The sequence below is a fragment of the Bacillus halotolerans genome, assembly GCF_004006435.1.
GTDB classification, from domain to species: Bacteria; Bacillota; Bacilli; order Bacillales; family Bacillaceae; genus Bacillus; species Bacillus halotolerans.
The window spans coordinates 1,953,943-1,966,845 of sequence record NZ_CP029364.1 but is presented as its reverse complement, the minus strand read 5'-3'; the positions used below and the strand labels follow the sequence as shown (position 1 = coordinate 1,966,845).

The 12,903-nt window shown below is 41.7% G+C and carries 15 protein-coding genes; 14 read left to right on the top strand and 1 reads right to left on the bottom strand.

What is annotated here, in order from left to right:
- Positions 1–39 precede the first annotated feature (39 nt).
- Genes DIC78_RS09990 through rsmI form a run of 3 tightly spaced genes read left to right on the top strand, consistent with a single transcriptional unit; the run spans position 40 to position 1,922 of the window.
- Complete coding sequence (locus DIC78_RS09990) at positions 40–783, top strand: tRNA1(Val) (adenine(37)-N6)-methyltransferase (protein ID WP_106021672.1); 744 nt, start codon at positions 40–42, stop codon at positions 781–783.
- Complete coding sequence (locus tag DIC78_RS09985) at positions 770–1,069, top strand: GIY-YIG nuclease family protein (RefSeq protein WP_010332689.1); 300 nt, start codon at positions 770–772, stop codon at positions 1,067–1,069. Before DIC78_RS09990 ends, DIC78_RS09985 begins: the two co-directional genes overlap by 14 nt.
- On the top strand, positions 1,044–1,922 hold the full coding sequence (gene rsmI, locus DIC78_RS09980; RefSeq protein ID WP_059334656.1) for a 16S rRNA (cytidine(1402)-2'-O)-methyltransferase: 879 nt from the start codon (positions 1,044–1,046) through the stop codon (positions 1,920–1,922). The genes DIC78_RS09985 and rsmI overlap by 26 nt, the downstream gene beginning before the upstream one ends.
- Positions 1,923–1,971: 49 nt before the next feature.
- Here the strand turns inward: rsmI and abrB are convergent, their stop codons facing one another.
- Positions 1,972–2,262 (bottom strand): transition state genes transcriptional regulator AbrB, encoded by a 291-nt coding sequence (gene abrB, locus DIC78_RS09975; protein ID WP_003226760.1) that lies wholly within the window; start codon positions 2,260–2,262, stop codon positions 1,972–1,974.
- A 496-nt stretch (positions 2,263–2,758) separates the two neighbouring features.
- On the opposite strand from abrB, the gene metG reads away from it, so the two are divergent.
- The 11 genes from metG to ridA all read left to right on the top strand — a co-directional run bounded on the left by metG (position 2,759) and on the right by ridA (position 12,790).
- Entirely contained in the window at positions 2,759–4,753 is a 1,995-nt protein-coding gene (gene metG / locus DIC78_RS09970; RefSeq protein ID WP_127696180.1) for a methionine--tRNA ligase, read from the top strand.
- A 76-nt stretch (positions 4,754–4,829) separates the two neighbouring features.
- A complete protein-coding gene (locus DIC78_RS09965; protein ID WP_127696178.1) occupies positions 4,830–5,597 on the top strand; it encodes a TatD family hydrolase in 768 nt (255 codons plus the stop codon).
- A gap of 245 nt (positions 5,598–5,842) precedes the next feature.
- Positions 5,843–7,066, top strand: a complete 1,224-nt coding sequence (locus tag DIC78_RS09960; RefSeq protein ID WP_223203920.1) for a G5 and 3D domain-containing protein — start codon at positions 5,843–5,845, stop codon at positions 7,064–7,066.
- A 144-nt stretch (positions 7,067–7,210) separates the two neighbouring features.
- On the top strand, positions 7,211–7,771 hold the full coding sequence (rnmV, locus tag DIC78_RS09955) for a ribonuclease M5 (protein ID WP_044153503.1): 561 nt from the start codon (positions 7,211–7,213) through the stop codon (positions 7,769–7,771).
- On the top strand, positions 7,764–8,642 hold the full coding sequence (rsmA, locus tag DIC78_RS09950) for a 16S rRNA (adenine(1518)-N(6)/adenine(1519)-N(6))-dimethyltransferase RsmA (protein ID WP_095714729.1): 879 nt from the start codon (positions 7,764–7,766) through the stop codon (positions 8,640–8,642). Before rnmV ends, rsmA begins: the two co-directional genes overlap by 8 nt.
- 161 nt (positions 8,643–8,803) lie before the next feature.
- Complete coding sequence (gene prtG / locus DIC78_RS09945; RefSeq protein WP_024123615.1) at positions 8,804–9,676, top strand: sporulation-specific protease PrtG; 873 nt, start codon at positions 8,804–8,806, stop codon at positions 9,674–9,676.
- A gap of 201 nt (positions 9,677–9,877) precedes the next feature.
- The gene (gene veg / locus DIC78_RS09940) at positions 9,878–10,138 is read left to right on the top strand and encodes a biofilm formation stimulator Veg (protein ID WP_024123616.1); all 261 of its coding nucleotides are present in this window, start codon (positions 9,878–9,880) and stop codon (positions 10,136–10,138) included.
- 162 nt (positions 10,139–10,300) lie between these two features.
- Complete coding sequence (locus DIC78_RS09935; RefSeq protein WP_010332697.1) at positions 10,301–10,486, top strand: small, acid-soluble spore protein, alpha/beta type; 186 nt, start codon at positions 10,301–10,303, stop codon at positions 10,484–10,486.
- Positions 10,487–10,633: 147 nt separating this feature from the next.
- Positions 10,634–11,503: a 4-(cytidine 5'-diphospho)-2-C-methyl-D-erythritol kinase gene (ispE, locus tag DIC78_RS09930; protein WP_024123617.1), complete on the top strand. Its 870-nt coding sequence runs from the start codon at positions 10,634–10,636 to the stop codon at positions 11,501–11,503.
- Between the two features lie 55 nt (positions 11,504–11,558).
- Positions 11,559–12,416: a pur operon repressor gene (gene purR, locus DIC78_RS09925; protein ID WP_106021675.1), complete on the top strand. Its 858-nt coding sequence runs from the start codon at positions 11,559–11,561 to the stop codon at positions 12,414–12,416.
- Entirely contained in the window at positions 12,413–12,790 is a 378-nt protein-coding gene (gene ridA, locus DIC78_RS09920) for a 2-iminobutanoate/2-iminopropanoate deaminase (protein ID WP_003226738.1), read from the top strand. The genes purR and ridA overlap by 4 nt, the downstream gene beginning before the upstream one ends.
- The last annotated feature ends 113 nt before the right edge of the window (positions 12,791–12,903 follow it).

Genomic DNA, 12,903 nt, shown 5'->3' with positions numbered 1-12,903 from the left:
ACGGAAGCCTTTTTCAAAGGTGCTGGAAAGGATAAGAAAATGGTTTCATTACATGACGATGAAAGATTAGATTATTTGCTGGCAGAGGATATGAAGATTATACAAAGTCCAACGGTGTTTGCTTTTTCATTGGACGCTGTGCTTCTCTCCAAATTTGCTTATGTTCCGATTCAAAAAGGAAAAATTGTTGATTTGTGCACCGGCAACGGCATTGTGCCGCTGCTGTTGAGTACAAGGTCAAAAGCAGATATCCTTGGTGTTGAAATTCAGGAAAGATTGCATGATATGGCTGTCCGCAGTGTGGAATATAACAAACTGGAGGCTCAAATTCAAATCATACATGATGATCTGAAAAACATGCCTGAAAAGCTGGGGCATAATAGATATGATGTTGTTACCTGCAACCCGCCTTATTTTAAAACACCGAAACAGGCCGAACAAAATTTGAATGAGCATCTCCGTATCGCACGACATGAAATTCACTGTACATTGGAAGATGTCATTTCAGTCAGCAGTAAATTGCTAAAGCAAGGAGGAAAGGCGGCGCTTGTTCACCGTCCGGGCCGGCTTCTCGAAATTTTTGAATTGATGAAGGCTTATCAAATTGAGCCGAAGCGTGTTCAGTTTGTCTATCCGAAACAAGGGAAGGAAGCCAATACCATTTTGGTTGAAGGCATAAAAGGCGGGCGTCCAGATTTGAAAATACTTCCTCCGCTGTTCGTGTATAACGAACAAAATGAATATACAAAAGAAATCAGGACCATTTTATATGGAGACAAATAACCATTTCTTTTATGTTGTACAGTGCAAAGACAACAGCTGGTATGCAGGGTATACCAACGATCTGCAGAAACGGCTGAAAACTCACAACGATGGAAAGGGCGCAAAGTATACAAAAGCAAGACGCCCGGTTGATTTAATTTTTGCTGAGGCATTTGCAACGAAGCGGGAAGCCATGCAGGCGGAATATTACTTTAAAAAACTGACCCGCAGAAAAAAAGAGCTTTATATAGAAGAAAAACGGAACAGCAAGGAGGCTGTATATGTTAAGGCGCCAGATGAGCTTTAATGGAAAGTCGGATATGGGGATTCTTTATTTGGTTCCGACACCTATCGGAAATCTAGAGGATATGACATTTCGTGCGATCGAAACGCTGAAATCAGTGGATGCGATTGCTGCAGAAGATACGAGGCAAACAAAAAAGCTTTGCCATGTATATGAAATTGAAACACCGCTTGTCAGTTATCACGAACATAATAAAGAAAGCAGCGGCCACAAAATCATTGAATGGCTGAAGTCCGGGAAAAACATAGCGCTGGTCAGTGACGCCGGACTGCCGACAATTTCTGATCCTGGAGCGGAAATCGTCAAGGACTTTACGGAAATGGGCGGTTATGTTGTTCCTCTGCCGGGAGCCAATGCCGCATTAACAGCGCTGATCGCTTCAGGAATTGTACCGCAGCCTTTCTTTTTCTACGGATTTCTCAACAGGCAGAAAAAAGAAAAGAAGAAAGAACTCGATGTCCTCAAAAAACGGCAAGAAACGATTATTTTTTATGAAGCACCTCACCGATTGAAGGAAACCCTGTCTGTGATGTTAGACATATTAGGAGATCGGGACATTGCGGTGACGCGTGAACTTACTAAGAAATATGAAGAGTTTATAAGAGGAACAATATCCGAAGTGATAGACTGGGCAAATGAGGATCAGATCCGCGGTGAGTTTTGTCTTGTGGTCGAAGGCAATAAAGCTGAGGAAGCAGATGAAGAAACACATTGGTGGGAGAACCTATCTGCAAAAGAACATGTCGAGCATTACATCTCAAAGGGAGCGACATCAAAAGAAGCCATTAAAAAAGCGGCTGTAGATCGTAACGTCCCAAAACGTGAAATGTATGATGCATACCATATTCAGCAATAAAAAAAACGTTCTTGTGTCATAACAAGAACGTTTTTTGTGTAAAAAATGATTATTTAAGGTTTTGAAGCTGGTTTTGGATTTCGCTGATGATTTGCTCAGCGCCTTCTTTGCTTAGTACCAATTTGCCGCCAGCAAGTTTAAGGTTATCGTCAGAAACTTCACCAGTTACTTGGCAAGTCATGTTTGGTTTATATTTTTTAAGGATGATTTTTTCATCATCAACATAAATTTCAAGAGCATCTTTTTCTGCGATTCCAAGAGTACGACGCAGTTCGATAGGAATCACTACACGTCCTAATTCATCAACTTTACGTACAATACCAGTAGATTTCATAAACATTCTCCTCCCAAGAGATAATTATTGTTTAAATTATATTTTTCTTCGTCATTATTCGACAAAATCCTTACCTTCATAGCATAACAAGGTTTCCAATAATCGTCAATCCTTTTGTTTACTATTGATTGTAAGATTTAGTTCTTATAGTCAGTAATGGCTTTGAAAATACCGGAATAACAGCATTTTATAATTTTCTAATAAAGCTATTATCCTATGAAAAATCCTTTTAAATCAAGACTTTCGAACCAAGGTTTTTTATACCGTAAGATTATATACGACAAAATTCGACATGAACAGACTTTTTTTATTTTCATTAAACATTTTTAATTTTAATTATTCTTTTTAGGGGCATACGTATATATCCTTGATCTTAAAGGCTAAGATGGTATCATAGATAAAGGATAAATATAAAAATAGGTAATCATATATGATTTGCACTTATCGCCGCTCTCGTCCTTTGGGCGGGAGCTTTTTGACATTCTGATTGGGAGGTTTCAAGATGCCGCAAGAAAACAATACATTTTACATTACAACACCGATTTATTATCCGAGCGGAAAATTACATATCGGCCATGCGTATACGACAGTCGCGGGTGACGCAATGGCTCGCTACAAACGATTAAAAGGCTTTGATGTTCGCTATTTAACGGGAACGGACGAGCATGGGCAGAAGATTCAGCAAAAAGCTGAACAGGAAAACATTACGCCTCAGGAGTATGTGGATCGCGCAGCGGCAGATATTCAGAAACTGTGGAAACAGCTTGAAATCTCAAACGATGACTTTATCCGCACAACTGAAAAACGGCATAAAGTCGTCATAGAAAAGGTGTTTCAAAAGCTTCTTGATAACGGGGACATCTATCTCGATGAATACGAGGGCTGGTACAGTATTCCTGATGAAACATTCTATACGGAAACTCAGCTTGTGGATATTGAACGAAATGAAAAGGGTGAGGTTATTGGCGGGAAGAGCCCTGACAGCGGGCACCCTGTTGAATTGATCAAAGAGGAATCTTATTTCTTCCGTATGGGGAAATATGCTGACCGTCTTTTAAAATTCTATGAAGAAAACCCAACCTTCATTCAGCCGGAGTCACGTAAAAACGAGATGATTAACAACTTCATCAAACCCGGCCTTGAGGATTTAGCTGTTTCACGCACCACATTTGACTGGGGTGTGAAGGTGCCGGAAAATCCAAAACATGTTGTGTATGTTTGGATCGACGCACTATTCAACTATTTAACAGCACTCGGTTATGATACAGAAAATGATGAGCTATATCAAAAATATTGGCCTGCCGATGTTCATTTAGTTGGTAAGGAAATTGTGCGATTCCATACCATTTATTGGCCGATTATGCTGATGGCTCTGGATCTTCCGCTGCCGAAGCAAGTATTTGCGCATGGCTGGCTTTTGATGAAAGACGGAAAAATGTCGAAATCCAAAGGCAATGTTGTTGATCCAGTCACACTCATCGAACGCTACGGTTTAGACGAGCTTCGTTATTACCTGCTTCGCGAAGTGCCATTTGGATCTGACGGTGTCTTCACGCCGGAAGGTTTTGTTGAACGGATTAACTATGACTTAGCGAATGATTTAGGTAACCTTTTGAATCGTACTGTTGCTATGATCAATAAATATTTTGACGGGCAAATCGGTTCTTATAAAGGTGCCGTAACGGAATTTGACCAGACGCTTTCTTCTGTGGCTGAGGAAACAGTGAAATCATATGAAAAAGCAATGGAAAATATGGAATTCTCGGTGGCTCTTTCAACGTTATGGCAGTTGATCAGCCGTACAAATAAATACATTGATGAAACGGCTCCATGGGTTCTTGCCAAAGATCCTGAAAAAGAAAAAGAACTGCAGTCGGTTATGTATCACCTTGCTGAATCATTGCGTATTTCAGCCGTACTGCTTCAGCCGTTCCTGACAAAAACACCGGTAAAAATGTTTGAGCAGCTGGGCATCACGGATGATGCTTTAAAAGCCTGGGACAGCATTACAGCTTTCGGTCAGCTTAAAGACACAAAAGTACAAAAAGGCGAGCCTTTATTCCCGCGTTTAGAGGCAGAAGAAGAAATTGCGTACATTAAAGAGAAAATGCAGGGCTCAGCTCCAGCTAAAGAAGAGAAAAAAGAAGAAGAGCCGCAAGAGGTCGACCGTTTACCTGAAATTACGATTGATCAGTTCATGAATGTAGAACTTCGTGTGGCAGAGGTTATAGAAGCAGAGCCGGTGAAAAAAGCAGATCGTTTACTGAAACTCCAGCTTGACCTTGGCTTTGAGAAACGCCAAGTCGTATCCGGCATTGCAAAACATTATAAGCCTGAGCAGCTTATTGGAACAAAACTCGTATGTGTAACAAATCTAAAACCGGTTAAGCTGAGAGGAGAGCTTTCTCAAGGAATGATCCTTGCAGGAGAAGCAGACGGCGTATTAAAAGTCGTATCCATCGATCAGTCCTTACCGAAAGGCACAAGAATTAAATAATGATAAACAAAAGGTGTTTCACGTGTAACAATTCGTCGAACACCTTTTGTGTTTCGACAAGAAAGGAGTTTCATTTATGTTATTTGACACACATGCGCATTTAAATGCAGAACAGTACAACACAGATCTAGAAGAGGTTATTGAGCGGGCGAAAGCTGAAAAAGTGGACCGTATTGTAGTCGTCGGTTTTGACCGGCCGACCATTACCCGGGCGATGGAAATGATTGAGGAATATGATTTTATTTATGCTGCCATCGGCTGGCACCCAGTTGATGCCATTGACATGACAGAGGAAGATTTGGCTTGGATTAAAGAGCTTTCTGCTCATGAAAAAGTGGTAGCGATAGGAGAAATGGGCCTGGATTATCATTGGGATAAATCTCCTAAAGATGTTCAAAAAGAAGTATTCAGAAAACAAATTGCCTTGGCGAAAGAGGTCGATCTTCCTATTATTATTCACAACCGTGATGCGACAGAGGATGTTGTTGCCATTTTGAAAGAGGAAGGCGCAGACGAAGTCGGCGGCATCATGCATTGCTTTACGGGCAGTATCGAAGTTGCAAGAGAATGTATGAAGATGAATTTTTATTTGTCATTTGGCGGTCCTGTCACCTTCAAAAATGCGAAGAAACCGAAGGAAGTTGTAAAGGAAATTCCGAATGATAGGCTGCTGATTGAAACTGACTGTCCGTTTCTTACACCAACTCCTTTTCGAGGGAAAAGAAATGAGCCAAGCTATGTAAAATATGTGGCGGAGCAGATTGCTGAATTAAGAGGAACAACCTTTGAAGAAATTGCATCAATCACGACTGAAAATGCAAAAAGACTTTTCCGTATAAACTGACAAAAAACGCTAGCAGGTTTTGTAAGAGCTTGTCCGTTCCGGCGTTTTTCCATAAAAGTTCTACATGCTTTCTTCTCCTCATAGGATAGGTTTGTCGACAAGTCTTTCTTCCGTTTCTCGGTGTGTTTCAGGATAATGAAGAAGACACTGAGCTTTTAGGAGAAGGAGAAGGGAGGGTTGACAGCCTTTTAGATACTCTATATAATCTCTCCGAGGAGAAGGAGGCGTTTTTCATCACACAAAAAATGAAAAAGCTGTTTTCCGTAAAGCTTAGCAAAAGCAAAGTCATTCTGGTTGCTGCTTGTTTGCTGCTGGCGGGAAGCGGGACTGCGTACGCAGCTCATGAGCTGACGAAACAATCAGTCTCAGTTTCTATCAACGGCAAAAAGAAAAATATACGCACACATGCAAAAACAGTCGGTGATCTTTTAGAAACACTCGATATAAAGACAAGAGACGAAGATAAGATCACACCTGCTAAAAAGACACAGATAACAGCAGATATGAATGTTGTGTATGAGGCTGCAAAACCTGTGAAGCTTACTTTAAACGGGGAAGAAAAGACATTATGGTCAACAGCAAAAACGGTCGGTGCATTACTGGACGAACAAGATGTTGATGTGAAAGAACACGATCAAATTGATCCTGCAATAGATACAGAAGTTTCGAAAGACATGAAAATTAACATAGAACCTGCGTTCCAAGTCACTGTGAACGATGCGGGGAAAGAAAAGAAGATCTGGACGACTTCGACTACGGTCGCTGACTTTTTAAAACAGCAAAAGATGAACATAAAAGACGAAGATAAAATCAAGCCTGCGTTAGACGAAAAGCTAACGAAAGGAAAGGCTGATATTACAATAACTCGTATCGAAAAGGTCACCGATGTAGTTGAAGAGAAAATAGCGTTTGATGTGAAAAAACAAGAAGACGCATCTCTTGAAAAAGGGCAAGAAAAGGTCGTTCAAAAAGGAAAAGAAGGCAAGCTCAAAAAACATTATGAAGTCGTAAAGGAAAACGGCGAAGAAGTTTCCAGAGAGCTTGTAAAAGAAGAAACAGCCGAGCAAAGCAAAGATAAAGTGGTTGCGATCGGCACGAAGCAAAGCAGTCCGAAGATTGAAAAGGTCAGTGCTTCTGGCGATTCAACACCAGTTGTGTCTCGGAGCAATGAATCAACCGGCAAAGTCATGACAGTATCATCTACGGCTTATACTGCAAGCTGCAGCGGATGTTCAGGACATACGGCTACAGGTGTTAATCTGAAAAATAATCCTAATGCAAAAGTCATCGCAGTAGATCCAAATGTCATTCCGCTAGGCTCAAAAGTCCACGTTGAAGGATATGGATACGCTGTTGCTGCTGATACGGGCTCAGCGATTAAAGGGAATAAAATAGATGTCTTTTTCCCTGAGAAATCATCGGCTTACCGATGGGGAAATAAAACAGTTAAAATTAAAATCTTGAATTAATATATGCTTATCTATACAGAGGGTTTTGCGCCCTCTGTTTTTTTCGTTATAATAGACGAAGTGTATTTTCTGCTTATTAGACGCTCGAAATATGAAAAAGTTTCATCAATATACAAAAGTTTTTATTTTGTCTTGGAGGAAATAATGAAAATTAAAGAGATCATTGTGGTCGAGGGGCGTGACGATACGGCCCGCATCAAATTGGCTGTTGATGCAGACACAATTGAAACAAATGGTTCAGCCATCGGTGATCATGTGATTGAACAAATCCGTTTGGCTCAGGAAACCAGAGGAGTCATTATCTTAACGGATCCGGATTTCCCGGGAGAAAAAATACGAAAAACCATTTCCGAGGCTGTACCTGGCTGTAAGCATGCATTTTTGCCAAAGCATCTTGCGAAACCTAAGAACAAACGGGGAATTGGCGTAGAACACGCATCGATTGAAAGCATCAGGGCATGTTTAGAAAACGTGCACGAAGAAATGGAAGCACAGCCGAGTGAAATTTCTGCTGAAGACCTGATTCACGCCGGGCTGATTGGCGGATCTGAAGCAAAGCGCCGCCGTGAACGTCTTGGTGATTTGCTGAAAATCGGATATACAAATGGCAAACAGCTTCAAAAACGGCTGCAAATGTTTCAAATTAAAAAAAGTGATTTTATGAGTGCGCTCGATACCGTCATGCGGGAGGAACAGAATGAATAAAGATATTGCGACACCGAATAGAACGAAAGAGATACTGAAGAAATACGGTTTTTCTTTTAAAAAGAGTTTGGGACAGAATTTCTTAATCGATACGAACATTTTAGACAGAATTGTCGACCACGCCGAAGTGACAGAGAAAACCGGTGTCATTGAAATCGGCCCGGGAATCGGGGCTTTGACTGAACAGCTTGCCAAGCGGGCGAAAAAGGTCGTGGCATTTGAAATTGATCAGCGTTTATTGCCGATCCTTAAAGACACGCTCTCCCCTTATGACAATGTCACTGTCATTCATCAAGATGTGCTTAAGGCTGACGTCAAATCGGTCATTGAAGAGCAATTTAAGGACTGTGATGAGGTGATGGTTGTAGCCAACCTTCCTTATTATGTGACAACGCCGATTATCATGAAGCTGCTTGAAGAAAACCTTCCGCTGAAGGGGATTGTCGTTATGCTGCAAAAGGAAGTGGCCGAACGTATGGCAGCTGATCCTTCATCTAAGGAATACGGTTCACTTTCTATTGCTGTGCAATTTTATACAGAGGCCAAAACGGTGATGATCGTTCCGAAAACGGTATTTGTTCCTCAGCCTAATGTAGATTCTGCAGTCATTCGGCTGATTCGCCGTGACGGCCCGGCAGTGGATGTAGAAAACGAAGCCTTTTTCTTTCAGTTAATTAAGGCGAGTTTTGCTCAGCGCCGTAAAACATTGCTTAATAACTTAGTGAACAATCTGCCTGATGGAAAAGCAAAAAAACCAACGATCGAGCAAGTGCTGGAAGAAACGAATATTGACGGCAAGCGCCGAGGTGAATCCTTGTCTATTGAGGAGTTCGCTGCGCTGTCTAACGGATTGTACAAAGCCCTTTTTTAAAAGGGCTTTTTGTTTTCGCACCACATGGACTGCCGCTACATAGGCTAGAAAAGGACCTTAAAATTCAATGATAAGAAAAACTTGCACTCAGCGAAAAAAGGCGCTTTTCTCAAGGCTCTTTCTTTCATGATGAGGCTTAGTCTATGTGTGGAGTGAGGAACGTGCAATTTCAAATAGGGGATATGGTAGCCAGAAAATCCTATCAAATGGATGTTTTGTTTCGCATTATAGGGATAGAGCAAACAAGTACAGGGAATTCAATCGCCATTTTGCATGGTGACGAAGTCAGGCTGATTGCTGATGCGTATTTTTCTGATTTGGTGGCCGTGCAAAAAGATGAGCAGCTGATGCGAAAAAAGAAAGATGAAAGCAGAATGAATGAATCACTTGAGTTGCTCCGTCAGGATTATAAACTGCTGAGAGAGAAACAGGAGTACTATGCAACAAGCCAGTATCAGCATCAGGAGCACTATTTTCATATGCCGGGCAAGGTGCTTCATATGGATGGTGATGAGGCGTATTTAAAAAAATGCCTGAGTGTCTATAAAAAAATCGGTGTGCCGGTTTACGGCATTCATTGCCACGAAAAGAAAATGTCTGCTTCTATAGAAGAATTGCTCGACAAATATCGACCTGACATCTTGGTGATTACCGGGCATGATGCATACTCCAAGCAAAAGGGCGGCATTGATGATTTGAGCGCATACAGACATTCAAAACACTTTGTCGAAACAGTTCATAAAGCCCGAAAAAAAATCCCTCACTTAGATCAGCTTGTTATTTTTGCGGGGGCTTGCCAATCCCACTTTGAATCACTAATAAGAGCGGGGGCGAATTTCGCGAGTTCTCCTTCAAGAGTAAACATTCACGCTCTTGATCCTGTATATATCGTAGCGAAAATCAGCTTTACGCCTTTTATGGAACGAATCAATGTATGGGAAGTGCTTCGGAATACACTGACAAGAGAGAAAGGACTTGGAGGCATTGAAACAAGAGGAGTACTGAGGGTCGGAATGCCTTATAAGTCCAATTAACCCCGGATAGATGATTTATTCGGGGTTTTTATTTTGCATAATGATACATAATTTACCGAAACTTGCGGAAAATATTTGAGGAATCATAGAATTTTGTCAAAATAATTTTGTTGACAACGTCTTATTAACGTTGATATAATTTAAATTTTATTTGACAAAAATGGGCTCGTGTTGTACAATAAATGTAGTGAGGTGGATGCAATGGCGAAGACGTTGTCCGATATTAAAAGGTCGCTTGATGGAAATTTAGGTAAAAGGCTGACGTTAAAAGCAAACGGTGGCCGCCGAAAAACGATTGAGCGCTCGGGCATTTTAGCTGAGACGTACCCTGCTGTTTTTGTGATACAACTAGATCAAGACGAGAACTCGTTTGAAAGAGTTTCATACAGTTATGCTGATATTTTGACTGAGACTGTTGAGCTGACATTTAATGATGACGCGGCAAGTTCAGTAGCATTTTAACGGGCAGTGAACTTTTTGTTTACTGCTTTTTGTTTTGCCTTTTTTTGGTTTCCATTAATTCTCTCGATATTTTCACTGTCATTAAACAAAAGATAAAAACGGTCACATTTTATCGTGACGTGCACGAATCGTTATCATCTCTAAAAAAAGGGGTTGTTTCGTTTGGGCAGACGTCGTGGAGTTATGTCAGATGAGTTTAAATATGAGCTGGCTAAGGACCTTGGTTTTTACGACACTGTAAAAAATGAAGGTTGGGGCGGCATTCGTGCCCGCGATGCCGGTAACATGGTAAAACGGGCAATTGAAATCGCCGAACAGCAAATGGCTCAGAACCAGAATAACCGATAAGGAATGTGACCCGGGGGACGTATGGTTCCCCGGTTTTTGATTTTGGATGTAAATACATAATAGCTCCAATATGGATATGTTCATCCCGTACTTCAAATGTGATACAATGTTCATACTTATGTTTAGATGGAGAAGTAGGTGAAAGCTATGCGTATTTTAGAAAAAGCGCCAGCCAAGATCAATCTGTCACTCGACGTTACCCGAAAACGCCCGGATGGTTATCATGAAGTCGAAATGATTATGACGACAATTGATTTAGCGGATCGGATTGAATTGACGGAGCTGGCAGAAGATGTAGTGAGGGTTTCATCCCACAACCGCTTTGTGCCCGATGATCAAAGAAACTTAGCTTATCAGGCTGCCAAGCTCGTCAAAGACAGATACAACGTGAAAAAGGGAGTTTCCATTATGATCACTAAGGTGATCCCGGTGGCTGCAGGCCTTGCTGGCGGAAGCAGTGATGCGGCGGCAACACTCAGAGGACTGAACAGACTGTGGAATTTAAATCTTTCTGCAGAAACGCTGGCGGAGCTGGGCGCGGAAATTGGCTCAGACGTCTCGTTTTGCGTCTATGGCGGAACTGCGCTTGCCACCGGACGCGGTGAAAAGATTAAACACATCAGCCCGCCTCCGCATTGCTGGGTCATTTTGGCGAAGCCGACAATCGGCGTTTCCACGGCCGAGGTCTACAGACAGCTGAAGCTTGATGAGGTGGAACACCCGGATGTAAACGGTATGATTGACGCGATTGAGGAAAAGAGCTTTCAAAAGATGTGCAGCCGTTTAGGCAATGTGCTTGAGTCTGTAACGCTTGATATGCATCCTGAAGTTGCGATGATCAAAAACCAGATGAAACGCTTTGGTGCAGATGCTGTGTTAATGAGCGGAAGCGGCCCGACTGTGTTTGGACTGGTTCAGTATGAGTCTAAGGTACAGAGGATTTATAACGGGTTAAGAGGCTTCTGCGATCAGGTATATGCGGTGAGAATGATCGGCGAACAGAACGCTCTTGATTAAATCCGTATGTTAAGTTATATTGATCTTAAAATATTCGGATTTTGGGGGTAAGTTCATGAAGTTTCGTCGCAGCGGCAGATTGGTGGACTTAACAAATTATTTGTTAACCCATCCGCACGAGTTAATACCGTTAACCTTTTTTTCTGAGCGGTATGAATCTGCAAAATCATCGATCAGTGAAGATTTAACAATTATAAAGCAAACCTTTGAGCAGCAGGGGATTGGTACCTTGCTTACTGTTCCCGGTGCAGCCGGAGGTGTCAAATATATTCCGAAGATGAAGCAGGCTGAAGCTGAAGAGTTCGTTCAGACACTTGGACGGTCATTGGCAAATCCTGAGCGTATCCTTCCGGGCGGTTATGTGTATTTAACGGATATCTTAGGAAAGCCATCTGTTCTCTCCAAGGTTGGAAAGCTGTTTGCTTCTGTATTTGCGGACCGCGAAATTGACGTTGTTATGACCGTTGCCACGAAAGGCATCCCTCTTGCGTATGCAGCTGCAAGTTATCTGAATGTGCCTGTCGTCATTGTGCGCAAGGATAACAAGGTAACGGAGGGCTCCACGGTGAGCATTAATTACGTGTCAGGCTCCTCAAACCGCATTCAAACGATGTCACTTGCAAAAAGAAGCATGAAAACGGGTTCAAACGTACTCATTATTGATGACTTTATGAAAGCAGGCGGCACAATTAATGGTATGATTAACCTGTTGGATGAGTTTAATGCGAATGTCGCGGGGATCGGCGTCTTGGTCGAAGCCGAAGGAGTAGATGAACGTCTTGTTGATGAATATATGTCACTTCTAACTCTTTCAACGATCAACATGAAAGATAAGTCCATTGAAATTCAGAATGGCAATTTTCTGCGTTTTTTTAAAGACAATCTTTTGAAGAATGGAGAGACAGAATCATGACAAAAGCAGTCCACACAAAACATGCCCCAGCGGCAATTGGACCTTACTCACAAGGGATCATCGTCAATAATATGTTTTACAGCTCAGGCCAAATTCCTTTGACGCCTTCAGGCGAGATGGTAAACGGTGATATTAAGGAGCAGACGCATCAAGTATTCAGCAACTTAAAAGCGGTGTTGGAAGAAGCGGGTGCTTCTTTTGAAACAGTTGTAAAGGCAACTGTATTTATCGCGGACATGGAACAGTTTGCGGAAGTGAACGAAGTGTACGGACAATATTTTGACACGCACAAACCGGCGAGATCTTGCGTTGAAGTTGCGAGACTTCCAAAGGATGCATTAGTCGAAATTGAAGTTATTGCGTTAGTAAAATAATAAGAAAAGTGATTCTGGGTAAACTCGGAATCACTTTTTTATTTACCTTATGTCCGAAATAAAAGCGTTATGACCTAATTGTGTATGTATATCCTATTTTTTCAAAAAATATT